Raw genomic sequence first — 23,207 nt, forward strand, 5'->3', positions numbered from 1 at the left:
CATCGACTCCAGAGTGCCTGGCAAATGGCGCTAACGATACCATATGGCGACCCTGTCACGCGCTCCCCCTGCGCGACTCGACCATCGATGCGAGCCCACCCTATACTCGGGGTTTTGCCAGCACGAAAAGGGCAGTACGTGCATTGATGAACGCAAGGAGTGCATGTCATGCCCATTACCGATTGGCCGGAGGCTGAACGCCCCCGGGAGAAACTGTTGCTGCAAGGGGCTGCTGCCCTATCCGATGCCGAGCTGCTGGCGATCTTCCTGCGCACGGGCCTGCCGGGGCGCAGCGCCGTGGATCTGGCCCGCGATCTGCTGCAGGGCTTTGGCAGCCTGCGTGCCCTGCTGCACGCCGAGCAGCAGGACTTTTGTCGCCATCGGGGTTTGGGTCCGGCCAAGTTCGTGCAGTTGCAAGCCGTCATGGAAATGGCCCGGCGGCATCTGTTCGAGGACCTGAAGCGCGGCGATGCGCTGACCTCGCCCGGTGCGGTGCGCAACTTTCTGCGCAGCAAGTTGATGGCGCTGCCCCACGAGGTCTTTGCCTGCCTGTATCTCGACAATCAGCATCGGGTGATTGCCTTCGAGGAGCTGTTTCGCGGCACCCTGGACAGTGCCAGTGTCTATCCCCGTGAGGTGATCAAGCGCGCCTTGTCACACAATGCCGCAGCGCTGATCCTGACCCACAACCATCCGTCGGGAGTGGCCGAGCCGAGCCAGGCCGACCTGCTGCTGACCCGGCGGCTGAAGGAGTCGCTGGCGCTGGTGGATATCCGCGTGCTTGACCATTTGGTGGTGGGTGATGGTGACCCGGTGTCCTTTGCCGAACGCGGGCTTTTATGAGGCGGTTACATCAAAAATCATTGCCTGGGGTGGCACATTTTGGTATAAAGCTCCGCTCTTCTCGGGGCTGCACCTGTAATCCATACATTACAGTGAAGCGTGATGGGTTGCCCCGGCTGGACAACAGATTCTTATTTTGACTTCCAACCAGTTCGGGTTGGGCAAGTGGTTGGAGAGGGTTAACCATGTCTCGAGTATGTCAAGTGACCGGCAAAGGCCCGGTGACTGGGAACAATGTTTCCCACGCTAACAACAGAACCAAGCGTCGTTTTCTGCCTAACCTGCAGTACCATCGTTTCTGGGTAGAATCCGAAAAGCGTTTTGTCCGTCTGCGCACGTCCGCCAAGGGCATGCGTATCATCGACAAGCGTGGTATTGACGCCGTTCTGGCTGAAATCCGCGGTCGCGGCATTAAAGTTTAAGGAGCAGCACCATGCGTGAATTGATTCGTCTGATCTCCTCTGCCGGTACTGGTCATTTCTACACTACCGACAAGAACAAGCGTACTACTCCCGACAAGATCGAAATCAAGAAATTCGATCCGGTTGTACGCAAGCACGTGATGTACAAGGAAGGCAAGATCAAATAAGATCCGCCTGACTGACAAGAAACCCGCTTCGGCGGGTTTTTTGTTGCCTGTAATCTAGCGCTCCCCACCCACCGCAAAGTTGGGCATGCTGTTCACGGGCTGGGCGAATTCGAAGGGAATGGACACGGTGTTCAGACCGACGTTCTTCTGCACCACGAAGTGCAAATGCGGGCCGGTGCTGTTGCCGGTATTGCCGGACAGCGCCAGCAGCTCGCCGGCGCGCACCCGCTGACCTTCCCGCACATTGACCGACCCCTGTTTCAGGTGCAGATAGACGCCCATGGTGCCGTCGTCATGCAGCAGCCGGACGAAATTGCCGGCCGGGTTGGTGCCGCGGCCGCTTTGCTGGTTCTCGGTCTTGACCACCAGTCCGCCGCGGGCGGCGACGATGGGTGTGCCGACTGGCATGGCGATGTCCACCGCGTAGCGCCCTTTCGGACCGGTATGACTGTAGCGTCCACCCGGGCCCTGGGTCATGCGGAAGGGGCCGCCGCGCCAGGGCAGTGGGTAGGCGAGCGGGCTGGGTTTGGCGCGGGGGTCGCCCAGCGCGTAACGCAACTTGTGCTGGTAGCGCGGGGTGCCGGTGCCAGTCGGAGCCAGGGTCAGCAGACGGATATTGCCGCGCGGCGGCAGAACCCAGCGCACTGGCGCGTCGGGTGCGCCCAGCACATGTTCGGCAGCGATGATGGACAGTTCGATTTCGACCGGCACGTACAGGTCATTGTTGACTACCAGCGTATCGCCGCCGGCATGCTTGCGCGTGGTGACATACACCTGACGGTCATTGTCCTCGACCATCCGGTCGCGGAACACGAACACCTGGGCGCCCTGCACACGCTGATCGGTGTAGGTAACGACGCCGTTCGCGTCGGTGTACTTGTAGATGGTGGAGCCAAGCAGGGCTGGGCTGGCCAGCAGCAGGACAGCCCCCAGAAAAAAGGTACGCATCCGTTGCAACCGTCAATCATGATCGAGCGCCAAGGATAAACCGTGACGCGCGCGAAAGCGACCCGCGCAAATAGGTTAGGGCGCGCGAGCCGCTACGTTCGTCGGAAGCCTGCCGTTACTGGGCAGGCGTCACTCGCCAGATGATATTGGCCAGGTCATCCGCCACGATCAGCGCACCCTCGGGATCAACGGTCACGCCTACTGGCCGGCCACGGGTCTTGCCATCGGCCGTACGGAAGTCATAGACGAAATCGACCGGCGGGCCAGACGGCCGACCATTACTGAACGGCACGAAGATCACCTTGTAACCGACCGGGTTCTTGCGGTTCCAGCTGCCATGCTCGCCGATAAATACGCCGTCGGCATATTCAGCGCCCATCGCCGGGCTGGAGAAATCCAGGCCCAGTGCTGCCACGTGGGAACCCAGGGCGTAATCCGGCACGATTGCCGAGGCGACCTTCTCCGGATCCCCCGGTTTTACGCGAGGATCCACATTCTGGCCCCAGTAGCTGTAGGGCCAGCCGTAGAAGCCGCCTTCCTGAACGGAGGTGAGATAGTCGGGCACCAAGTCCGGGCCCATCTCGTCGCGCTCGTTCACCACCGACCAGAGCACGCCGGTACCCGGTTGCACGGCTAACGCCGTGGGGTTGCGCAGGCCGGTGGCATAGGGCTTGTGCATCCCCGTTTCGGCATCGATCTGCCAAACCTCGGCGCGGTTCACTTCCGCCGCCATGCCCCGTTCGGTGATGTTGCTGTTGGAACCAATGCCCACATAGAGGAAGCGCCCATCCTCACTGGCAGTCATGGCCTTGGTCCAGTGGTGGTTGATCGCAGACGGCAGGTCGGTGATTTTTTCCGGCGGCCCGCTGGCCCGGGTCTGACCTTCCTCGTAGTCGAAGCGCACCAGGGCATCCTGATTGGCGACGTACAGATTGTTATCCACCAACGCCAGCCCGTAGGGCGCATTGAGATCTTCAGCGAATACCGTCTGCTCCTCATAGGTTCCATCGCCATTGGCATCGCGCAGGAGAGTCAGACGATTACCGCTTTCCACCTGGGTATTGCCTTGGGCCTTGATGTAGCCGGCGATCACGTCCTTGGGTTTCAGCGCTTGGGCGTTACCGCCGCGGCCTTCAGCCACCAGGATGTCGCCATTGGGTAATACCAGTGTCTGGCGTGGAATCTTCAGGTCGGTGGCAATGGCCGTGACGGTATAGCCTTCAGGCACGGTGGGAACCTGGTCGCCCCATTCGGTCGGCTCGGCAATGGTCATGTCGGGGAGCAGGCCGCGCTGGGCTTTGGGTAACTCATCGACCGTGCCGTATGTCTGCTGCTGATCGCCCTCATTGCCACCACAGGCGCTGAGCAGAATTGCCAGGGTGCAGAGCGGGAAAACCGGGGACAGGTTGAAATACTTCATGCGTCACCCCCACGTGCAGTGGCCAGCCCGAACCAGGCGGCGGCACAGGCCAATAGTGTGACCACCACCGAGAGTACCAGGCCCATCGGCATGCTCGCCCAGGCGTCTTTGGCATGAATCAGCGCGTTGATGAAGCCGACAATCCAGGTGACCACGAGCAGCAACAATGACAACAGGGCGTGACGATGACGGCCATCGGCCCGGAACAATCCGATGATCCCGCACAGAATAGCCAGGCCGGCAAAGACCAGACCGCCGGCGATCAGCCAGGAGGAGAAGTTATTCCACTGTATGTGGTGGCTCGACGAATAGGCTATGTCGCTCAGAAGAGCGCCTAGAAACAGGGGAATGGGTCCGGCGAGTAGTATCGCGTGCAGGGGGTGGGGAGCATACAGATAGGTTCGGTCGACAGTAGCCATCGGGAGGGGTTCCTCTTCGTTGAGCGAGCGAAATCCGGTCGCCGAGTCCCGCTCTGGAATCGGGGAAATCGGAGGCATACTGCCGGAGTATAGTTCACCCGTCTGCGCTGGCTAGCGAAGCGGTTCGATCCGTACGGGCGCCCCTGCCAGGCGCCCGGATCGGAAAATGCTGGTCAGGCCGGGACTGCCGGCTGCAGTGAATAGGTGCGCAATTGTGCGGCGAAGTCGCGTAATGCCTTGATGCCCGTGGCCTCGGCCTGGGTGCACCAATCGCTCAGGGCCTGCAGCATCTCATGGCCGTTGCTGCTGGTGCGGGTCCAGATCTGCTGCAATGCCAGGCGCTTTTCATAGATGATGCGTAACGATTGGCTCTGCTCCAGAATGGTCTGGATCTTCGCTTCCTGCTGGGGCTCGAGCAGGCTGGTTTCGCGACTGAGCAGGCGCTTGGCCCGGCGGAACAGATGCCGAACAGACTCATCCACCCGCTGCATCTCCTGCTGCGCCAGGGGCTTGATCACCTGCTTGCGGTACTGCGCCATGATCTGGAAGCGGTTATTGAGAATGGCCATGGCGGTGTCCATGTCCATGGTTTGCTTGCCTTCGATGCGGTGGGCAATCGGCGCGGTGCGCCGTACGGTGGCCAGGCCCAGCGCACTAAAGAGGCGAATCCATAGCCAGCCCATATCGAACTCCCATTTCTTTACCGACAGCTTGGCCGAGTTGGGATAGGTATGGTGATTGTTATGCAGCTCCTCACCGCCAATCAGGATGCCCCAGGGCAGAATGTTGGTCGCCGCATCCTTGCATTCGAAATTACGATAGCCCACCGCATGGCCCAGACCATTGACCACCCCGGCGGCCAGCAGCGGAATCCAGATCATCTGCACGGCCCAGACGGTCAGGCCGAGCACGCCGAACAGTGCCAGGTCGATCACCAGCATGCTGATGATCCCGGCATTGCGAAAGCGCCCGTACAGATTGCGTTCGATCCAGTCGTCAGGGCAGTTCTTGCCGTAGATACGCAGCGTGTCCTCGTTCTTCGCTTCCTCCATGTAGAGTTCGGCACCCTTGCGCAGAACCGTCGACAGGCCTTTCTGCACCGGACTATGAGGGTCGTCCGGCGTCTCGCATTTGGCGTGGTGCTTGCGGTGGATGGCGGTCCACTCCCGGGTATTCATGCTGGTCGTCAGCCATAGCCAGAAGCGGAAGAAATGTTTCAGCGCCGGATGCAGTTCCAGCGAGCGATGCGCCGAATAGCGATGCAGGTAGACCGTCACGCTGACGATGGTGATATGCGTCAGCACCAGGATGATTGCCAGCAGCTGCCAGCCGGAGGGATCGAGCAAACCGTTGTACCACATGAACCGAAACCTCTTTGGAAGACGAAGGGGAGCAGGTTTCCCATCGCCTGAGTATGAATGAGCTGATTCAAACTGACATGACCGCAGGTCGATTGGAAGAAGGTGGTGAAGGGCAATTGCTACGGGATTTTTCCGTGCCGGCTCTCGGCGGGAGGCGCGCTGCGCTGCAATTCGTTGACGAGGCTTTAATATGTCTATATGTTTGGACGCATGGAAATAAAAAGTGCCATTGACAGTTTCGCCGCGCTCTCCCAGGAAACACGCCTGGAGGCATTCAGGCTGCTCGTACACCATGAGCCAGAGGGGCTTGCGGCGGGTGAAATCGCCCGCCAGCTGGCGGTGCCGCACAACACCATGTCGGCACATCTTGCGGTGCTGGCGCGCGCGGGTTGGGTTTCTTCGCGTCGGCAGAGCCGCTCGATCATCTATCGCGCGGATCTTGCTCACATGCAGGACGTGCTCCGGTTTCTGGTGCGCGATTGCTGCGGTGGTCACCCGGAGATCTGCGAGCCATCGCTGACGCTGCCAGGCGCCTGTTCCACCATCAATGCAGAGAGAAAGACTCCATGAAACCGTTGATCTACCACAACCCCAACTGTGGGACATCGCGTAATACGCTGGCGATGCTTGAAGCATCCGGCGAGACGCCGGAGGTGATTGAATATCTGGTCACGCCACCGTCGCGGCAACGCCTGGTCGAGCTGATCGCCATGATGGGCATCACGCCGCGCGAGCTGCTGCGCCACAAGGGGACGCCTTATGACGAGCTGAATCTTGGCGACCCCGCCCTGACTGACGACCAACTGGTCGATGCCATGATGGAGCATCCGATCCTGATCAATCGTCCCATCGTCGTCACCGACCGGGGCGCGCGTCTGTGCCGCCCATCGGAGCGGGTACTTGACCTGCTGGCCAACCCGGTAGCGCTCTTCACCAAGGAAGATGGTGAAACCATTCGCTACGCCGGAGGCGCGCAATGAGCGAGTCAGTCGCCGCTGACCTGCCCAATATCGATCCGGAGCAGCTGCAGCCGATAGATGTCGGCGCCCTGGTCGGCCCGGATGCGCCCCGGCATCCCCCCAGAATCCTCATTCTCTATGGCTCGCTGCGCGCGGTTTCCTTTTCGCGGCTGCTCTCCGAGGAAGCGGCAAGATTGTTGCGTTGGTATGGCTGTGACGTGCGCACGTTCAATCCGTCTGGCCTGCCCCTGCCTGATGATGCCGAGGCGGATCATCCCAAGGTCAGGGAGCTGCGCGATCTGGCGGAGTGGTCCGAAGGCATGCTCTGGGTGAGTCCGGAGCGGCATGGCGCGATGACCGGCATCATGAAGGCGCAGATCGACTGGATTCCCCTGGCGTTGGGTGGTGTTCGGCCCACCCAGGGAAAGACGCTGGCCATCATGGAAGTGTCTGGCGGGAGCCAGAGCTTCAATGCAGTCAATCAGCTGCGGATCCTCGGCAGATGGATGCGGATGGTCACCATCCCCAACCAGTCCTCCGTACCGAAGGCGTTTACCGAATTCGATGCAGCCGGACGCATGAAGCCGTCGCCACTCTATATGCGTGTCGTCGATGTCTGTGAGGAACTGGTGAAGTTCACCTGGCTGGTGCGCGGACGCTCCAGTTACCTTACCGACCGCTATTCGGAGCGTGTCGAAAGCGCCGAAGCGGTATCCCGACGCGTTAACCAGAACACCCTCTGAGCAGACCGATTCAATGCTGGCATTCGCTATCTTCGTCGTCACCCTGATCCTGGTGATCTGGCAGCCCAAGGGGCTGGGTATTGGTTGGAGCGCCCTGGCCGGTGCGCTGGTAGCCTTGGTAGCCGGCGTGGTGCACTGGTCGGATCTCGGCGTGGTATGGGACATCGTCTGGGACGCGACCTTCACCTTTGTCGCGCTGATCATCATCTCGCTGATTCTGGATGAGGCGGGCTTCTTTACCTGGGCGGCGTTGCACGTGGCCCGCTGGGGCAATGGTCGCGGACATCTGCTGTTTCCGCTGATCGTGGTGCTGGGCGCGGTCATGGCGGCGTTCTTTGCCAATGATGGCGCGGCGCTGCTGCTGACCCCCATCGTGGTTGCCATTCTGCTGCGGCTGAATTTTTCACCGCCGGCGGCCCTGGCGTTCATCATCGCCACCGGCTTCGTGGCTGACACCGCCAGTCTGCCGCTGGTCATCTCCAACCTGGTGAATATCGTCAGCGCCAACTATTTCGACATCGGCTTCGACCGCTATGCCGCCGTCATGGTGCCGGTCAACCTGGTCTCGCTGGCAGCGACCCTGGTCGTGCTCTGGTTCGCCTTCGGCCGGCGGATCCCGCTGCGCTACTCGATTGCCGAACTCGACCCGCCCCGCTCGGCGATCAGAGACCTGCTGGTATTTCGCGCCACCTTCCCGCTGCTGGCGCTGCTGTTGCTCGCCTACTTCATCACCGCGCCGCTGGGAGTACCCATCTCCCTGGTTACTGGCACCGCGGCAGTGCTGCTGATGGCCATCGCTGGGCGCTGGTGGCGGCTCGGGCGCGGCGCGGTGGTGCCGGTAACAGCCGCCTTGCGGGGTGCGCCCTGGCAGATAGTGCTGTTTTCGATCGGCATGTATCTGGTGGTCTACGGCCTGGGCAACGCCGGGCTGACGAGCTACGGGGCCCGGGCGCTGGAATGGCTGGCACAACAGGGCCAGTTCACCGCTACCGTCGGCACCGGCTTTCTCTCGGCGTTGGTTGCATCGCTCATGAACAACATGCCGTCGACCCTGATCGGTGCGTTGGCCATCGACCAGGCCCAGGTACCGGCAGCCACCCGGGAGCTGATGATCTATGCCAACGTCATCGGCAATGATCTGGGGCCGAAATTCACCCCGATAGGCAGCCTGGCGACGCTGTTATGGCTGCATGTGCTGGCAGGCAAGGGTTACCGGATCGGCTGGGGCCAGTACATGAAAATCGGCCTGTTGATCACGCCGCCAGTGCTGCTGGCCACGCTGGTAGCGTTGGCGCTCTGGTTACCACTGCTGCCGCCTGGGTACTGAGGGTCACCGGACAGTTGGCCCCAACGCCTCACCTGGTCATGAATGTGGCTTTTCGTCGCGCTAGGAAAACGTTCCAGAATATGGATAATGCGTGACCATCCCGTTACAACGGTTATCGGCCGGTGATGGGTCCAACACTAAATACAACAGCATCTATGGCATCCAAATGACTAAATACAAACTGAGCGCCATCGCACTGGCTCTGATGACCTCCGCTCCCGCACTGGCTGCCAGCCAGGCGGACTCCAATGGTTTTGTTGAAGACAGCAGTCTTGATCTGTTCTTGCGCAACGCTTATATGAACCGTGACTACAAGCACGGCGCACAAGATAAGGTCGAATGGGGCCAGGGCGCAGTATTGACCTTCAACTCTGGCTTTACCCAGGGCGCTGTGGGTTTTGGTGTGGACGCCTTTGGTATGTACGGACTGCGTCTGGATAGCGGCAATGGCCGTGCTGGCGCCGGCGGTATCGATTTCTTCATGATCGACAACAATGGTGATGTTGAGCGTGACATGGCCCATGCCGGTGCTGCGGTCAAGGCGCGTTTCTCCAAGACCGTGCTGGCCTATGGTGACCAGCGCCCGGTATTGCCGGTGCTGAGCCATGACGACAGCCGCCTGTTGCCGGAAGCCTATACCGGTACCATGATTACCTCCAACGAGATTGATGGCCTGACCGTACATGCTGGTCGTTTCCATGCTCAACATCGCAAAAGCGATGCAGGTCGTGACAGCGGCGGTCTGAATTCCATCGAGGTGCTGGGTGGTAGCTACCAGTTCAACGACAATATCCATGCTGCTCTCTATGCCTCGGATGTTGAAGACGTGCTCAAGCGTCAGTACGCCAACCTGAACTACATCCGTCCCCTGAACGGCGGCGATACCCTGACTCTGGGCTTCAGCGGCTACCGCACCAAGCAGGACAAGGAGTGGGATGGCGCGGGTGATCGCAACAACCTGTGGAGCCTGTCCGCCAACTACGCCACCGGCTCGCATGACTTTACTCTGGCCTATCAGCGCAGCAGCGGTGACACCGGTTACAACTATGGCTTCTACCAGAATCAAGGGGCTGTGGGTGATGGCGGCACCACCATCTGGGTGGCCAACTCTTTCTGGTCTGACTTTAACGCCAAGGACGAGCGCTCCTGGCAGGTTGGCTATGGTCTGGACTTCGCCGAATACGGTATTCCGGGTCTGAGCTACAACGTGGCTTATATCCGCGGTACCGACATCGACGACGGCACTGGCCGTGGTGATGGCACCGAGCGCGAATTCTTCAACCAGCTGAAGTATGTAGTGCAGAATGGTGCAGCCAAGGATCTGAGCGTGCGCCTGCGCAGCTCCAATCTGCGTGTATCCAACAATGCCAGCAACTACAACAGCGATGGCAATGAAGTGCGCATCTTCGTCGACTTCCCGATGAATATTTTCTAAGCAGCTGTGCCCTTCTGGCGCGGTACAGAGACCAACTCGCCTTTGTACCGCGCCACACCCCACCTCTCAATTCAGACCAGAACCCGCTGGTGGCAGATTCCTGAACGCCGCCAAGGCCCGTGCTCGGCTGTCCGCCAGATCGATGATCGGAGCAGGGTAGTCGCACATCGTCCGGGAGAAGGGCGACGGGTCATGAATGTCACGCCGATCCAGCTCGCGTAACTCCGGTAGCCAGTACTTTATAAAGCGCCCCTGTGGGTCGAAGCGCTGGGATTGAGTGATCGGATTGAACAGGCGAAACCAGGGCACTGCGTCGGTTCCGGTGGAGGCGCTCCATTGCCAACCGCCATTGTTCGCCGCCAGATCACCATCGATCAGGCGCCGCATGAAATAGCGCTCGCCTTCGCGCCAGTCGATCAACAGATTCTTGCTCAGGAACATGGCCACCACCATGCGCAGGCGATTGTGCATCCAGCCGGTAGCCAGCAGTTGGCGCATGGCTGCGTCGATCAACGGAAAACCGGTGCGCCCCTGCTGCCACGCCATCAGCTCATCCGGTGCGTCGCGCCAGGGCACGGCTTCGGTATGCGGACGGAACGCTCGATGACGGGATACCCGCGGGTAGCCGGCCAGAATGTGCTTGTAGAACTCCCGCCACAGCAGCTCATCGACCCAGGTGGTCACGCCGACGTTGCCGCTGTCGAACTCACCCTGATTGGACATCAGCGCGGCATGCAGACATTGGCGCGGCGAGAGCACCCCGGTGGTCAGATAAGGCGAGAGCTGGCTGGTACCGGGCTCGGCTGGGAGGTCGCGGCGCTCGGCATAATCGTGCAGATGATCCTCGGCAAACAGTTCAAGGCGCTGCCGCGCTACCGCTTCGCCTACGGGCCACAAGGCGCGTAATGATTCGTCCGCAAAAGCATAGCCGGCCACGCTGGTGGGTAGTGGGTCGCTGTCGATAGTCAGGGCGGGTTGGGATTGTGGGCGGGGCAGACAGCGGGGCGGCGCCAGCCGCAATTGCTGCAGGCAGGCCTTGCGGAACTGGCTGAAGACCTTGAAATAGCTACCCGAGCGCGTCAGCAGAGCGCCCGGGCGAAACAGCAGTTGATCAAGACAGGCTCGAAACCCGGTCCCCTGTTCGGCCAGCCGCCTGGCCACGGCCTCATCCCGCGCGGCTTCATCGACGCCATATTCCTCATTGACGTGCACCTGCTTGATACGAAATTGGCCACAGAGCTGGGCCAGCACCTCCGGCGCCGACGCCCAGTGGTCTGCGGTACGGATCAACAGCGGAACCTTCAGTTGCTGGAGTTCGGCGGCCAGCGCCTGCAGGTTGCGCAGTCGAAAGTCGACCTTGGCTGGCGCGTCATCATGGGCCTGCCACTGGGCGGGGCTGAGCAGGAACAGGGCGATAGTCGGCCCTTGTTCCAATGCAGCGGTCAGGGCGGTGTTGTCGTGCACCCGCAGGTCATTGCGAAACCAGATCAGTTGCATGGGAGATTCCGTACGTGAAGGGCTCTTTGTTCAAAGGTCATCGAGATAGGGCTGCAGATAGACCTGCCGGGACAGATACGGGTTGGGATGTTCGCGCAGATGCTGTCGGAGCAATCCCAGAGGTTCAGTCAGAGAAGCGGCTCCGTGACGATACGCCAGGATGCTGCGTGCCAACCGCTGCCGTTGGGTGCCGTCCAGCTGACGGGTGAAATAGCCGCTCAGGTGCATCAGCACATTGCAATGCAGCCCCGGCGTTGGCGGCGTGCGCAACGCTTCCATCAGTGCGTGGAAATAGTCATTGGCAAAGGGCTGCAGCGGCTGGTCTGCGCTCTGACCGAGCTGGCGACCGAGTGCGCGGTAGGCGCGGGGCGAACAGGCCATGAGCTGGTATTTGTAGCGGGAGTGGAAATCCACCAGTGCGCTGCGCGACAGCCCCGCGGCGTGCAATGCCTGCCACGCCGCATGGGCGTGGACCCGCATGAGAAAATGCACCAGCTGCGCCGGATCGGCCAATGCGCCGGCTGTTTCGATGGGCAGGTCGGGCCGCGCCAAGGCCAATGTAGTGGCGTCGATCCCATCACTGGTGTGGTTGTCCGGCGACACGATGAGCCCGTTGATTGCCGACAGGCACGCTTGCAACTGGAGCTGCGGTACCAGCTCCAGCTGCTTTTCCAGTATTTTGCAGAGGGAAGCATCCGGCAGACCGATGATACCCACCTTGACGGCAACAGACTCAGGCACGACAGTCTCACTCATTGTCCAAGAGCGTCAGAATGACAGCAGAGGCAGGGATCGACAATTGCCTTGCCGGCGTGCATTGTGTCCGCCCGCAGGGCTGGGGCAACACTTTTTTCTCATATGCCGGGAGGTGACATGTCTATCGGGGTAATCCTGTCGGTGTCGGCATCGGTGCTATTCGGGGGGCTGTATTACTTCTCCACCCTGTTGATGCCCCTCGATGGCGAGCAGATCTTCGGCTGGCGGATGCTGCTGACCTTTCCCTTCGTCACCCTGTTCATGTTGCTGGCCGGTTACTGGCCGCTGGCGCGGGAGTTGGCGAGGCGGATATGGCGGCGCCCGGTGCTGATTCTGGTGCAACTGCTGAGCGCCCTGCTGGTTGGCCTCCAGCTGTGGATATTCATGTGGGCTCCGGTCAATGGTCGGGCGCTGGAAGTATCGCTGGGGTATTTCCTGCTACCACTGAGCATGGTGCTGGCGGGGTATCTGGTCTTCCGCGAGCATCCCTCGCGCCTGCAGAAACTGGCCATCGTCTTCGCCGTACTGGGTGTCGGCCATGCATTGCTGCAGGCCGGTAACATTGCCTGGGAGACGCTGCTGGTGGCCCTGGGCTACCCGGCCTACTTCGTGCTGCGCCGGCTGACGGGCACCGATAACCTCGGCGGTTTCTGGTTCGACATGCTGTTGCTGCTGCCGGTCGCCGGCTGGTTCGCCTGGGCCGGTGGAACGGCGCCCTCGCTGTTCAGCGAGTTTCCTCGGCTGTATCCGCTGGTAGGCTTGCTCGGCGCCTTCAGCGCCCTGGCGCTGGTGACCTACATTCTCGCCAGCCGGCTGCTGACCTTTACCCTGTTCGGCCTGCTTGGCTACGTCGAGCCGGTGTTGCTGGTACTGGTGGCACTGTTGCTGGGCGAGAGCATTGCACCGAATGAATGGCTCACCTATGGCGCAATCTGGATAGCCGTGGGCGTGCTGGTGTTCGAGGGGCTGCGCCACGTGCAGCGCAACCGCAGGGCCCTGCGCCAAACCGCGGCCGGGAACAGCGAGCCGCGTTGAGGCAACCTTGCCGCTGCGAAACCTGACCTATACTGCTGACGAGCGCATCCGCGCCGTCAGCGTCGCCGCCCTATCCGGGCGGTAGCGGGGAGACCGGTCACAAGCCGGCCGTCCACAATGGTCAGGAGGATAGCCATGCCCTTATCCGTACCCATTTCCTATACCCGTTATCTTGATGATCACGGCCAGCCATCAGGTGAACTACCCGGCTGGGTCGATGATCCCCAACTGCTGCTCGACTTTCATCGTCAGATGACCCTGGTCCGTGCCTTCGATCAGAAATGCGTCGCTCTGCAGCGCACTGGCCAGATCGGCACCTATGCCTCGACCCTCGGCCAGGAAGCCATTGGCACTGCGCTGGGGCGGGCGATGACCGAGGCCGATGTGCTGATTCCCTATTACCGCGACACCGCCACGCAGCTGCAGCGTGGGGTCGCGATGCAGGACATCCTGGCGTACTGGGGCGGTGATGAGCGCGGCAGCGCCTGGACCGCACCCGGGGCGCTGGAAGACTTCCCCATCTGTGTACCCATTGCGACTCAGGCCTGCCATGCCTGCGGGGTGGCCTCGGCCTTCCGTATCCGCCAGCAACCACGGGTGGCGGTGACCACCTGCGGCGATGGTGCGACCAGCAAGGGCGATTTTCTGGAAAGCCTGAACCTGGCCGGTGTCTGGCAGTTGCCCGTGGTGTTCGTGGTGAACAACAACCAGTGGGCGATCTCGGTGCCGCGCAGCCTGCAGTCCGCTGCGCCGACGCTGGCGCACAAGGCATTGGCGGCGGGCATTCCCGGTGAGCAGGTGGATGGTAATGATGTGCTGGCAGTGTATGACCGCATCAGTATCGCCATCGAGCGCGCCCGGGCGGGCAAGGGGCCGACGCTGGTGGAGTGCGTAACCTACCGGCTGGGCGACCACACCACCTCGGATGATGCCAGCCGCTACCGCGACGCCGATGAGCTGAGCGAGGCCTGGAAGCACGAGCCGATCGGTCGCCTGCAGCGCTTTCTGCATGGCCAGGGGCTGTGGGACGAGGAGAAGGAGCAGCAACTGCAGCGGGACCTCGGCGAGCGGATCAATGCCGCCGTGGAGGCATTCCGCAGTTTGCCTGAGGCTGATCCGGGCGCCGCCTTTGACCACCTGTTTGCCGAGTTGCCGGAGCGCTACCGGCAACAGCGCGATGAATTGCTGATTCGGGCAGCTGCCCTGGGAGGGTCGGCCCATGACTGAACGCAAACCTGTCTGCATGGTGGAGGCGATCAACCTGGCGCTGCACCGGGCCATGGCTGACGATCCGGATGTGGTGGTGCTGGGGGAGGATGTCGGCCCCAATGGCGGTGTGTTCCGCGCCACGGTCGGTCTGCATGAGCGCTTCGGCTTTCGCCGGGTGATGGATACGCCGCTGGCCGAAACGCTGATCACCGGCATTGCCGTGGGCATGGCCGCACAGGGGCTCAAACCCGTGGCGGAAATCCAGTTCATGGGTTTCATCTACGCAGGCATGGAACATCTGGTTTCCCACGCCAGCCGCCTGCGCAGCCGCACCCGCGGCCGGTTGAGTTGCCCGATGGTCATGCGCACGCCCCACGGCGGCGGTATCCATGCACCGGAACATCACGGTGAAAGTACCGAAGCGCTGCTGGCGCACGTTCCCGGCTTGCGCGTAGTGGTGCCCTCATCGCCACGGCGGGCCTATGGTCTGCTGCTGGCTGCCATTGCCGATCCGGACCCGGTGATCTTTCTTGAGCCGTCGCGGCTGTACCGCTCGGTGCAGCAAGTGGTGGAGGACGATGGCCAGGCGTTGCCGCTGGATACCTGCTTTACCCTGCGCGAGGGCAAGGATCTGACCCTGGTCAGCTGGGGCGCAGCGCTGAAGGAAACCCTGGAAGCGGCCAGTCGGCTGGCCGAGGAGGGCATCGATTGCGAAGTGATCGACGTGGCCACGCTCAAACCATTGGACGGCGACACCATCCTCGCCTCGGTCGGCAAGACCGGGCGCTGCATCATCGTGCATGAGGCGGCGCGCAGTTACGGGCCCGGCGCGGAAATCGCCGCGCTGGTGCAGGAGCAACTGTTCTACAGCCTGCATGCGCCGGTGCAGCGTGTCACCGGGTTCGATTGCGTGATTCCCTATGCCCGGCAGGAAATGGCCTACCTGCCGGATGTGGACAGTATCTGTGAGGCCGGCCGTCAGACCATGCGGGGGAATGATCAATGAAACAGTTCAAATTGCCGGATCTGGGTGAGGGCCTGCAGGAGGCGGAAATTGTCGAATGGCACGTCAAGGCCGGGGATGAGGTGGCGGTGGATCAACTGTTGGTCTCGGTGGAAACCGCCAAGGCCATCGTCGAGGTGCCATCGCCCCAGGCCGGGGTGATCAGCCGTTGTTTCGGTGCGTCGGGTGATCTGCTGCATGTGGGCGAGCCGTTGGTGGAATTCGAAGGCGAGGGCGAGGACAGCGGTACCGTGGTCGGTAACCTGGGCCATGCCAGCGGTACCAGCGATCTGGCGGCGGATGATTTCATCATCGGCGCTGCGCCCTCCAGCCGCGATGCTCGCCCGTTGCCGGTAATGCCGGCGGCCCGCGAGCTGGCCAGGCGCCTCGGTGTGGAGCTGGGCCAGCTCGAAGGCAGCGGGCCTGGCGGGTTGGTCACGGTGGCCGATGTGCAGGCCGCCGACACCCAGCCCACAGCGGGTGAAGCGCTACGCAGCGTGCGCCGGACCATGGCCAAGAACATGTCCCGCGCCCATGCCGAAGTGGTCCCGGTCACCATCGTTGAGGATGCCGATCTGCATCAATGGGACGCTGGCGCGCGTGACCCGATGGTGCGCCTGGCACGAGCCATTGCCCGTGCCTGCCAGGCAGAGCCGGCGCTGAACGTCGGCTTTGACGGCGCACGTCTGAGCATTACCCGTCATCAGCACATCGACCTCGGTGTGGCGGTGGATACCCCCGACGGGCTGTTCGTGCCGGTGTTGCGTGATGTTGGCAACCGTGACGCGGAGGACTTGCGTCAGGGGTTGGCGCGGCTACGCGCGGACGTGCTGAACCGCTCGATTCCGCCGCGCGAGCTGATGGGCGCGACCATCACCCTGTCCAACTACGGCACCCTGTTCGGCCGTTATGCCAGCCCGGTGATCATGCCGCCGCAGGTGGCGATCATCGGTGCCGGGGTGATCAGGGAGCAGGCCGTGGCCCACCAGGGGCAGGTGGCGGTGCACCCGATCCTGCCGGTATCACTGACGGTGGATCATCGCGCGGTTACCGGTGGCGAAGCGGCGCGTTTTCTCAAGGCGCTGGTGGAGGATCTGCAGGCGGCCGAATGACCGCCTCGTCAGAGTGCATGGATGCGATCGCGCCCGGACGCCTTGGCGTGATACATGCGCTGGTCGGCCAGCTCCAGCAACTGCTGGGGCAGGTCGATGTGGTCGAAATAGCGCTCGGCCAGACCGATACTGGCGGTCAGCGGCAGGCCGTCCGGTCGCTGGCCCAGCCCGCTGCTGCGTAGTCGCTCCATGGCCTGGCGGGCACGGGTCATATCGGTATCGGGCATGATCAGCAGAAATTCCTCGCCGCCCCAGCGTACCAGGCTGTCTGAGCTGCGCATGCAGTTCTGGATGTGCTGGCTGGCGCTGCGTAACGCCTGATCGCCCATGGCATGACCGAAAAGGTCGTTGATTTCCTTGAAACGGTCCAGGTCGATGAAGGCCAGAGACAGGGCGCTGTTGTTGCGCTGGCTGGTGTGCCACTGCATCTGCAGGATTTCCTCGCCACTGCCACGGCTGAACACGCCGGTCAGGTCATCCCGGATTGCCTGGCGCAGCAGCGCCATCATGAACGCCAGCTGGCTCATGCAGGCCAGCCCGGTGACACCGGCAATCAGGATCAGCAGCCAGAAAGCGCCGACGAAGGAGGGCCAGTTCAAGGTTGACCAGTTCAGATAACCGGCGATGCCCTGGGCCAGTAACAGCACCATGGCGACCAGCAGGTTCTCCAGCAACGTCAGTGGGAACAGCGCCAGACCAGCCATCAGCACAAAGGGCAGAAAGGCGTAACCAGCGGCGACCGCCGCGGGCATATCCACCAGTTGGTAGTGCGCCAGCAAGGTGTGTGAGCTGATATAGAACAGCGTCGGAATGGCGAACAGGATGAACATGGCCAGATAGGCATCGGCCATCCGGCCCCGCTCACGGTAGAACAGCAGCAGGCAGAAGAACGCCACGCACACCAGCAATCGCAACGCCAACAATTGACCCCACAGGGGATTGGGGAAGGCGAGCACATCGACGATGCCCCATAGCGGTGTGAGCAGCGCGAACAACAACGCGAACAGGCGTACCCGGTCCACGATCAGGTGCGCCCGTTGGCGGCTGACCAGCAGCGGGTGGCGGAGCGGCGTCAGTAGTTTCACGCGCTCATGGGGCTCCAGCTCGGCAGGAAGAAGTGAGCTGAGTCGCTGGCAGAACAGGTCAACGAGGGCAGACATGGGGACTCGTTTGATGTTGTTATGATGGCATGGGGCCAGATTAGCCTGGGGCTTCTTACCAGCAACTGATGCAGATCAAACAATCCGGAAAAATTGACCGCGCCCAAGGAATGGACTTACGGATTCATCTACACTGGCATGGCCCGGTCACGCATGACCGCCGCTCGGCTGATTATCTCGAACGCAGACTCACCGGGCCTTCATTGACGAGAAAGGAACTGCTGCTGGTGCGCAAACGGCTGACGACATCCTGTATCTGGCTTGGCCTGTTTGCCATGCTGATGATTCATGTCGGCCCGCTGTACTCCGCGCTGCAAATGGCCCAGGCCAGCGTGGCGTCGCAGGAGCAGCATGTTCATGCGGGCCATGCCGAGCCGGATGCCGGCGGCCATGGTCACCACCGGCAGAGTCCCGGCGAGCCAGCCTGGCTAGCCGCTCTGGAGCTGTGTGGCTACTGCGAGCTGCTGACCCTCAACCCGCCCCTGAGCCTGTCCGTCGACCTTGTTCTGCCCCGGCATGAACCGGAGCGGTTTGCGTCACTGCCTACCGCCCCGTTGCTGCCGATGCTGCGACATGGTGGCAGTCATGCCCGGGCCCCACCTGGCTATTTCCACAGCTGAACGCCGTTGCCGCGCGCTGTCGCGGCGCTGTTGAATATTGAAGTGGAAATTGCCATGTCCCGAAATATGTGTGACCGGCAGGCGCGTGCGCGTCTGCCCGGAATCTTTGCCGTGCAACCCGCGCGCCTGCATTGGCAGGCCGCCCATGCGGCGCTACTCGTACTGCTCGCCGGTGGCGCCCTGGCCGACGAACATCACCATGCGCACTCACTGGAGCAGTTCTCGCTGCCGCCTCGGGTGATCACCGCCGTGCAGCAGGATTCACCACTGACCATCATCACCAACCCCAAGGAAGCGCGTCAGCCGATCCCGGCGAGTGACGGCGCCGACTACCTGAAGACCATTCCCGGTTTCTCGGCCGTCCGCAGCGGTGGCAGCAACAGTGATCCGGTATTGCGTGGCATGTTCGGATCGCGGCTGAAGCTGCTGACCAACGGCGGCGAGATGCTCGGTGCCTGCCCTTCGCGCATGGACGCCCCGTCTTCCTACATCGCGCCGCAGAACTTCGATCAGCTGACCGTGATCAAGGGACCACAGACCGTGGCCTGGGGACCGGGCGCGTCAGCCGGCACCATTCTGTTTGATCGCCTGCCGGAAAGCTTCGATGAACCGGGCAGCCGGCTGGATGTCACCGTGGTAGGCGGCTCCAATACCCGCCGCGATATGCAAGTGGACGGTGCCATCGGCAGCCGCGACGGCTATCTGCGGCTGAGCGGTAACCGTTCCCGGTCCGGGGATTACAAGGACGGCAATGGCGATCGTGTGCCGTCGCGCTGGAACAAATGGAACACCGACCTGGCCCTGGGCTGGACACCGGATGACGATACCCTGCTGGAGCTGAGCGTTGGTGCCGGTGATGGCGAGGCGCGCTACGCTGGGCGCGGCATGGATGGCTCGCAGTTCGAGCGGGAAAGTCTGGGCCTGCGCTTCGAAAGGCAATTCCACGGCGGTGCGCTGCAGGAGCTGGAAGCGCGGGTGTATTACAACTATGCCGACCATGTAATGGACAACTACAGTCTGCGGGTGCCCTCGGGGATGATGATGCCGCACCCGATGGCGTCCAATGTCGACCGCCGCACCCTGGGCATGCGGCTGGCCTCGACCTGGGTCTGGGATGAACTGGAGTTGCTGGCCGGTGCCGACGCCCAGCGCAACACCCATCGCACCCGCAACGGCATGGGCATCGACACCTATCGTCAGCAGCCCTGGGTCAAGGACGCCAGCTTCAGCCAGATTGGCCTGTTCTCCGAGCTGACCTGGTCCCGGCAGGATGATCAGCGGCTGATCGGCGGTATGCGGTTGGATCAGCATCACGTCGAGGACTCCCGGGCCACTGTCAGCGGTGGCATGCACGGCGGCGGGCACGCCATGCCCAACCCTACTGCCGGCGATACCCGCCGGGAAACTTTGCCCAGTGCTTTCCTGCGCCTGGAGCAGGATCTGTCCAGCCTGCCGGCCACCGCCTATGTGGGCATTGGCCATGTGCAGCGCTTCCCGGATTATTGGGAGCTGTTCTCGCCCAACCAATCGCTTGGTGCGGTCAACGCCTTTGACGGTATTGATCCCGAGCGCACCACGCAGCTGGATGTCGGACTGCAGTACAAGCGCGAGGGGATGGAGGCCTGGATCTCCGGTTATGCCGGGGTGGTTGATGACTTTATCCTGTTTGATTACACCGGCATGGGCAGTAACGCGGAAAATATCGATGCCCAGATCATGGGTGCCGAAACGGGTGTTGCGCTGGATATAACGGATAACTGGCAAGCGGAAACCAGCCTGGCCTGGGCCTGGGGGCGCAATCGCAGCGACGGCGAAGCCCTGCCGCAGATGCCGCCACTGGATGCACGCGTCAATCTGACCTATGCCCGGGACAACTGGAGTGCTGGTGCCCTGTGGCGGGTGGTGGCGGCGCAGAGCCGCACTGCTGATGGCAAGGGTAACGTCACCAGTCGCGACTTTGGTGATTCGTCCGGTTTCGGCGTGTTGTCGATCAACGCGGCCTATCGCTTCAGTGCTGAAATAACGGGCAGTGTCGGGGTAGATAACCTGCTGGACAAGGCTTACGCCGAACATCTCAATCTGGCTGGCAACGGCAGTTTCGGCTTCCCGGCCGATACCCGGATCAACGAGCCGGGTCGGACGCTGTGGGCGAAGCTGGATTTCAGCTTCTGAGGTAACTCTGAGGGGCTGCCTGCAGCCCCTTATGTCGGACACTCCACAACCCTGGGAGGGACGAGCACCAGCTCGTCCATGGTGCTGGCGGGCGGTTTTGTGCGTGCCGGCTGGCTCCTTTCATCGAGTCCGATCGCGGCCCGTGGGCTCGACGTTCCCAGGAGCTCGACCCGTCCAGGTCAGTAGAACACCACCAACAACGCTGCACCCAGGATCAGCCGGTAGATCACGAACGGCTGCATGCCGATGCGCTTGATGAATACCAGGAAGTAGTGGATACAGAGGAAAGCGCTGATCGCCGAGACCAGGACGCCCAGGGCCATGGCCCCCCATTCCACCGGCACCTGGGCTTCGACCAGATCCTTGGTCTTGAGCAGGCAGGCCAGCAGGATCACGGGGATCGACAGCAGGAAGGAGAAGCGCGAGGCTGCTTCCCGGTTCAACCCCATCATCAATGCTGCGGTAATGGTGATGCCGGCCCGCGAGGTGCCGGGAAACAGTGCCAGCGCCTGGGCGCAGCCAATGATCAGCACATCCTTCCAGGTCATCTGACTCTCGGTGCGGCTGCCCCGAAAACGCCAGTCGGCCCAGCCCAGCAGCAGGCCGAAGAAAACCAGCCCCAAAGCCAGATAGAAAGGAGAGCGCAGGTATAGCTCAATGTCATCTTTGAACGCCAGCCCAGCGAGCCCCACTGGAATAGTGGCAAACAGCACCCCCCAGGCCAGCCGCGCATCATCATTGGGCTTGCGAGTCACCAGCGACTGCGTCCAACTGGTAGTCATGCCGATCAGGTCGCGGCGAAAATACAGCAGCACCGCAAACAGGCTGCCGAAGTGCAATGCCACGTCGAACGCCAGCCCCTGATCCGGCCAGCCGGTAAGGACCGGGACCAGGATCAGGTGGGCAGAGCTGGATACAGGTAGAAACTCAGTGAGACCCTGGAGCAGGGCGAGAACGACAACTTGCAACCAATCCATAGCGGATACGCGCTCCTGATATGAAGAGTGAGGTTCAGTGGAGCGCGCCAGTAAACCATGATCGGAACGCCAGCGCGAGTGTCTTGCTTAGCCGTTATTGCTCCGGTAGATAGCGGAGCAGCAACGCCATACTCACATCCAGCCCGAGTGGTTTCGGAATGCGTACGATATGCCCGGTACCCGGCGCCACGTCCGCTGGTTCCCCGCGTCGATCCAGCAGCGAATTCAAAGTGAAGCTATGATTACCCGAAGGCGTCATTAGTTCCAGGCGGTCGCCGACGGCAAAGCGGTTTTTCACCTCGATGCTCAGCCATTCGCCCAGATCTTCCAGCACTTCGCCGACAAACTGATGGCGCGACATGCGCGAGTTGCCCTGCTCGTAGTTCTGGTACACCCCCGGTGGGTGGCGGCGATAGAAACCTTCGGTGTAGCCACGGTTGGCCAGGCTTTCCAGATCATCCATCAGCGCCATGTCGAAGGGGCGACCTGCCACCGCATCATCGATTGCCTGGCGATAGGTCTGCACGGTACGCGCAACATAGAAGTGCGACTTGGTACGGCCTTCGATCTTCAGCGAGTGCATCCCCATATCGACGAAGCGCTGCACATGCTGCACCGCGCGCAGATCTTTGGAATTCATGATGTAGGTGCCGTGCTCATCCTCCTCGATGGCCATCTGTTCGTCCGGCTTGTCGCTCTGGTTGAGCAGATACACCGGCTGCGGCTGCACCTCCTGTGGCTCCCTGGCCGGAGCGACAGCCTCGACATTGCCCTCGGCCGTTTCCTGCGCTGGCTGCAGGTCGTATTTCCAGCGGCAGGCATTGGTACAGGCGCCCTGGTTGGCATCGCGGTGATTGAAATAGCCGGATAGCAGGCAGCGCCCGGAATAGGCGATGCACAGCGCACCGTGCACGAATACCTCCAGCTCCATGTCCGAACAGTGCTGACGGATCTGCTCCAGCTCATCCAGTGACAGCTCGCGGGACAGAATCACCCGCTCCAGCCCCTGCTGCTGCCAGAACTTCACCGTCGCCCAGTTGGTGGCATTGGCCTGCACCGACAGGTGCACCGGCATCTGCGGCCAGCGTTCACGCACCAGCATGATCAGCCCGGGATCGGACATGATCAGCGCATCCGGGCCCATGGCGATGATCTCTTGCAGATCCCGGACATAGGTGGTCACCTTGCTGTTGTGCGCGGCGATATTGCTCGCCAGATAGAATTTCTTGCCCTGGGCATGCGCCTCGGCAATCGCCTCGGCGAGCACGGCCGGGTTGTGGAAATCGTTTTCACGTACACGCAGGCTGTAACGCGGCTGACCGGCATAGACCGCATCGGCGCCATAGGCGAAGGCGTAACGCATGGCCTTGAGGGTGCCGGCCGGGGCCAGCAGTTCAGGGGCGTGGGGCATGGGATGATCCTGTTTACAAGACAAGAGGGGCGGGGAGCATATCCTCATGGCTTGAGTGGGACATTGATCAGGATCAGGAATGGGGCGATGGTCAAAAAACAAAACCCCCAACTCTTCCGAGCCGGGGGCTTGTTGTCTACTGCCTAGCTTGCCGCAGGTTTACACCTTGCTGGCCATCTCCGGCACCGCTTCAAACAGGTCAGCAACCAGA

Annotated in this window: 23 protein-coding genes; 14 read left to right on the forward strand and 9 right to left on the reverse strand. The window is 61.8% G+C overall.

Translation table 11 applies throughout. From position 1 onward, the window contains the following. Window positions 1–168 precede the first annotated feature (168 nt). From radC to rpmG, 3 genes are all read left to right on the forward strand, one after another. Window positions 169–843 carry a RadC family protein gene (gene radC / locus BM267_RS08230; protein ID WP_074778837.1) on the forward strand — a complete coding sequence of 225 codons (675 nt, stop codon included), beginning with the start codon at window positions 169–171 and terminating at the stop codon, window positions 841–843. A 185-nt stretch (window positions 844–1,028) separates the two neighbouring features. Then, window positions 1,029–1,265, forward strand: a complete 237-nt coding sequence (gene rpmB / locus BM267_RS08235) for a 50S ribosomal protein L28 (protein ID WP_036991876.1) — start codon at window positions 1,029–1,031, stop codon at window positions 1,263–1,265. Between the two features lie 11 nt (window positions 1,266–1,276). Further along, a complete protein-coding gene (rpmG, locus tag BM267_RS08240) occupies window positions 1,277–1,432 on the forward strand; it encodes a 50S ribosomal protein L33 (protein WP_022960960.1) in 156 nt (51 codons plus the stop codon). Window positions 1,433–1,486: 54 nt separating this feature from the next. Here the strand turns inward: rpmG and BM267_RS08245 are convergent, their stop codons facing one another. The 4 genes from BM267_RS08245 to desA form a co-directional block, all read right to left on the reverse strand. Beyond that, window positions 1,487–2,380: a peptidoglycan DD-metalloendopeptidase family protein gene (locus BM267_RS08245; protein ID WP_074778835.1), complete on the reverse strand. Its 894-nt coding sequence runs from the start codon at window positions 2,378–2,380 to the stop codon at window positions 1,487–1,489. Window positions 2,381–2,495: 115 nt separating this feature from the next. Continuing rightward, window positions 2,496–3,800, reverse strand: coding sequence for a PQQ-dependent sugar dehydrogenase (locus BM267_RS08250; RefSeq protein WP_074778833.1), 1,305 nt, complete (start codon window positions 3,798–3,800; stop codon window positions 2,496–2,498). Then, complete coding sequence (locus tag BM267_RS08255; RefSeq protein ID WP_074778831.1) at window positions 3,797–4,219, reverse strand: DUF2231 domain-containing protein; 423 nt, start codon at window positions 4,217–4,219, stop codon at window positions 3,797–3,799. Before BM267_RS08255 ends, BM267_RS08250 begins: the two co-directional genes overlap by 4 nt. Window positions 4,220–4,392: 173 nt before the next feature. Continuing rightward, entirely contained in the window at window positions 4,393–5,580 is a 1,188-nt protein-coding gene (gene desA, locus BM267_RS08260; protein WP_074778830.1) for a delta-9 fatty acid desaturase DesA, read from the reverse strand. 198 nt (window positions 5,581–5,778) lie between these two features. On the opposite strand from desA, the gene BM267_RS08265 reads away from it, so the two are divergent. The 5 genes from BM267_RS08265 to BM267_RS08285 all read left to right on the forward strand — a co-directional run bounded on the left by BM267_RS08265 (window position 5,779) and on the right by BM267_RS08285 (window position 10,044). Continuing rightward, window positions 5,779–6,150 carry an ArsR/SmtB family transcription factor gene (locus BM267_RS08265; RefSeq protein ID WP_235818248.1) on the forward strand — a complete coding sequence of 124 codons (372 nt, stop codon included), beginning with the start codon at window positions 5,779–5,781 and terminating at the stop codon, window positions 6,148–6,150. Beyond that, the gene (gene arsC, locus BM267_RS08270) at window positions 6,147–6,560 is read left to right on the forward strand and encodes an arsenate reductase (glutaredoxin) (protein ID WP_074778828.1); all 414 of its coding nucleotides are present in this window, start codon (window positions 6,147–6,149) and stop codon (window positions 6,558–6,560) included. The genes BM267_RS08265 and arsC overlap by 4 nt, the downstream gene beginning before the upstream one ends. Beyond that, window positions 6,557–7,282 (forward strand): arsenical resistance protein ArsH, encoded by a 726-nt coding sequence (gene arsH, locus BM267_RS08275; protein WP_074778825.1) that lies wholly within the window; start codon window positions 6,557–6,559, stop codon window positions 7,280–7,282. Before arsC ends, arsH begins: the two co-directional genes overlap by 4 nt. Before the next feature lie 13 nt (window positions 7,283–7,295). Then, entirely contained in the window at window positions 7,296–8,609 is a 1,314-nt protein-coding gene (locus BM267_RS08280) for an arsenic transporter (RefSeq protein WP_074778823.1), read from the forward strand. A 166-nt stretch (window positions 8,610–8,775) separates the two neighbouring features. Next, entirely contained in the window at window positions 8,776–10,044 is a 1,269-nt protein-coding gene (locus BM267_RS08285; RefSeq protein ID WP_036991891.1) for an OprD family porin, read from the forward strand. A gap of 66 nt (window positions 10,045–10,110) precedes the next feature. On the opposite strand, the gene phrB is transcribed toward BM267_RS08285, so the two are convergent. Next, a complete protein-coding gene (gene phrB / locus BM267_RS08290; RefSeq protein WP_074778821.1) occupies window positions 10,111–11,541 on the reverse strand; it encodes a deoxyribodipyrimidine photo-lyase in 1,431 nt (476 codons plus the stop codon). A gap of 30 nt (window positions 11,542–11,571) precedes the next feature. Beyond that, window positions 11,572–12,282 carry a YbgA family protein gene (locus tag BM267_RS08295; RefSeq protein ID WP_074778818.1) on the reverse strand — a complete coding sequence of 237 codons (711 nt, stop codon included), beginning with the start codon at window positions 12,280–12,282 and terminating at the stop codon, window positions 11,572–11,574. Between the two features lie 132 nt (window positions 12,283–12,414). Between BM267_RS08295 and rarD the strand changes: the two genes are divergently transcribed. The 4 genes from rarD to BM267_RS08315 all read left to right on the forward strand — a co-directional run bounded on the left by rarD (window position 12,415) and on the right by BM267_RS08315 (window position 16,656). Continuing rightward, a complete protein-coding gene (gene rarD, locus BM267_RS08300; protein ID WP_074778816.1) occupies window positions 12,415–13,332 on the forward strand; it encodes an EamA family transporter RarD in 918 nt (305 codons plus the stop codon). A gap of 135 nt (window positions 13,333–13,467) precedes the next feature. Continuing rightward, window positions 13,468–14,559 (forward strand): pyruvate dehydrogenase (acetyl-transferring) E1 component subunit alpha, encoded by a 1,092-nt coding sequence (gene pdhA / locus BM267_RS08305; RefSeq protein ID WP_074778814.1) that lies wholly within the window; start codon window positions 13,468–13,470, stop codon window positions 14,557–14,559. Beyond that, window positions 14,552–15,547, forward strand: a complete 996-nt coding sequence (locus BM267_RS08310) for an alpha-ketoacid dehydrogenase subunit beta (protein ID WP_074778811.1) — start codon at window positions 14,552–14,554, stop codon at window positions 15,545–15,547. The genes pdhA and BM267_RS08310 overlap by 8 nt, the downstream gene beginning before the upstream one ends. Next, window positions 15,544–16,656 (forward strand): dihydrolipoamide acetyltransferase family protein, encoded by a 1,113-nt coding sequence (locus BM267_RS08315; RefSeq protein WP_074778809.1) that lies wholly within the window; start codon window positions 15,544–15,546, stop codon window positions 16,654–16,656. Before BM267_RS08310 ends, BM267_RS08315 begins: the two co-directional genes overlap by 4 nt. Before the next feature lie 8 nt (window positions 16,657–16,664). Here the strand turns inward: BM267_RS08315 and BM267_RS08320 are convergent, their stop codons facing one another. Then, window positions 16,665–17,816, reverse strand: coding sequence for a GGDEF domain-containing protein (locus BM267_RS08320; protein WP_036991903.1), 1,152 nt, complete (start codon window positions 17,814–17,816; stop codon window positions 16,665–16,667). A gap of 224 nt (window positions 17,817–18,040) precedes the next feature. Between BM267_RS08320 and BM267_RS08325 the strand changes: the two genes are divergently transcribed. Then, window positions 18,041–18,436 (forward strand): DUF2946 domain-containing protein, encoded by a 396-nt coding sequence (locus BM267_RS08325; RefSeq protein WP_074779263.1) that lies wholly within the window; start codon window positions 18,041–18,043, stop codon window positions 18,434–18,436. A gap of 54 nt (window positions 18,437–18,490) precedes the next feature. Next, window positions 18,491–20,608, forward strand: coding sequence for a TonB-dependent copper receptor (locus BM267_RS08330; protein ID WP_074779261.1), 2,118 nt, complete (start codon window positions 18,491–18,493; stop codon window positions 20,606–20,608). Between the two features lie 179 nt (window positions 20,609–20,787). Here BM267_RS08330 and BM267_RS08335 read toward each other — a convergent pair whose 3' ends face one another. Both BM267_RS08335 and trhP read right to left on the reverse strand, forming a co-directional pair. After that, on the reverse strand, window positions 20,788–21,585 hold the full coding sequence (locus BM267_RS08335; RefSeq protein ID WP_074778807.1) for an undecaprenyl-diphosphate phosphatase: 798 nt from the start codon (window positions 21,583–21,585) through the stop codon (window positions 20,788–20,790). A gap of 94 nt (window positions 21,586–21,679) precedes the next feature. After that, complete coding sequence (trhP, locus tag BM267_RS08340; protein WP_074778805.1) at window positions 21,680–22,996, reverse strand: prephenate-dependent tRNA uridine(34) hydroxylase TrhP; 1,317 nt, start codon at window positions 22,994–22,996, stop codon at window positions 21,680–21,682. Window positions 22,997–23,207 lie beyond the last annotated feature (211 nt).

The sequence above is a fragment of the Halopseudomonas bauzanensis genome, assembly GCF_900114735.1.
Lineage (GTDB): Bacteria > Pseudomonadota > Gammaproteobacteria > Pseudomonadales > Pseudomonadaceae > Halopseudomonas > Halopseudomonas bauzanensis.

What these genes read in the sequence shown, in the direction of transcription:
- radC (WP_074778837.1), top strand. Translation starts at nt 169, where the DNA reads ATGCCCATTACCGATTGGCCGGAGGCTGAACGCCCCCGGGAGAAACTG.
- rpmB (WP_036991876.1), top strand. Translation starts at nt 1,029, where the DNA reads ATGTCTCGAGTATGTCAAGTGACCGGCAAAGGCCCGGTGACTGGGAAC.
- rpmG (WP_022960960.1), top strand. Translation starts at nt 1,277, where the DNA reads ATGCGTGAATTGATTCGTCTGATCTCCTCTGCCGGTACTGGTCATTTC.
- BM267_RS08245 (WP_074778835.1), bottom strand. Translation starts at nt 2,380, where the DNA reads ATGCGTACCTTTTTTCTGGGGGCTGTCCTGCTGCTGGCCAGCCCAGCC.
- BM267_RS08250 (WP_074778833.1), bottom strand. Translation starts at nt 3,800, where the DNA reads ATGAAGTATTTCAACCTGTCCCCGGTTTTCCCGCTCTGCACCCTGGCA.
- BM267_RS08255 (WP_074778831.1), bottom strand. Translation starts at nt 4,219, where the DNA reads ATGGCTACTGTCGACCGAACCTATCTGTATGCTCCCCACCCCCTGCAC.
- desA (WP_074778830.1), bottom strand. Translation starts at nt 5,580, where the DNA reads ATGTGGTACAACGGTTTGCTCGATCCCTCCGGCTGGCAGCTGCTGGCA.
- BM267_RS08265 (WP_235818248.1), top strand. Translation starts at nt 5,779, where the DNA reads ATGTTTGGACGCATGGAAATAAAAAGTGCCATTGACAGTTTCGCCGCG.
- arsC (WP_074778828.1), top strand. Translation starts at nt 6,147, where the DNA reads ATGAAACCGTTGATCTACCACAACCCCAACTGTGGGACATCGCGTAAT.
- arsH (WP_074778825.1), top strand. Translation starts at nt 6,557, where the DNA reads ATGAGCGAGTCAGTCGCCGCTGACCTGCCCAATATCGATCCGGAGCAG.
- BM267_RS08280 (WP_074778823.1), top strand. Translation starts at nt 7,296, where the DNA reads ATGCTGGCATTCGCTATCTTCGTCGTCACCCTGATCCTGGTGATCTGG.
- BM267_RS08285 (WP_036991891.1), top strand. Translation starts at nt 8,776, where the DNA reads ATGACTAAATACAAACTGAGCGCCATCGCACTGGCTCTGATGACCTCC.
- phrB (WP_074778821.1), bottom strand. Translation starts at nt 11,541, where the DNA reads ATGCAACTGATCTGGTTTCGCAATGACCTGCGGGTGCACGACAACACC.
- rarD (WP_074778816.1), top strand. Translation starts at nt 12,415, where the DNA reads ATGTCTATCGGGGTAATCCTGTCGGTGTCGGCATCGGTGCTATTCGGG.
- pdhA (WP_074778814.1), top strand. Translation starts at nt 13,468, where the DNA reads ATGCCCTTATCCGTACCCATTTCCTATACCCGTTATCTTGATGATCAC.
- BM267_RS08310 (WP_074778811.1), top strand. Translation starts at nt 14,552, where the DNA reads ATGACTGAACGCAAACCTGTCTGCATGGTGGAGGCGATCAACCTGGCG.
- BM267_RS08315 (WP_074778809.1), top strand. Translation starts at nt 15,544, where the DNA reads ATGAAACAGTTCAAATTGCCGGATCTGGGTGAGGGCCTGCAGGAGGCG.
- BM267_RS08320 (WP_036991903.1), bottom strand. Translation starts at nt 17,816, where the DNA reads ATGTCTGCCCTCGTTGACCTGTTCTGCCAGCGACTCAGCTCACTTCTT.
- BM267_RS08330 (WP_074779261.1), top strand. Translation starts at nt 18,491, where the DNA reads ATGTCCCGAAATATGTGTGACCGGCAGGCGCGTGCGCGTCTGCCCGGA.
- BM267_RS08335 (WP_074778807.1), bottom strand. Translation starts at nt 21,585, where the DNA reads ATGGATTGGTTGCAAGTTGTCGTTCTCGCCCTGCTCCAGGGTCTCACT.
- trhP (WP_074778805.1), bottom strand. Translation starts at nt 22,996, where the DNA reads ATGCCCCACGCCCCTGAACTGCTGGCCCCGGCCGGCACCCTCAAGGCC.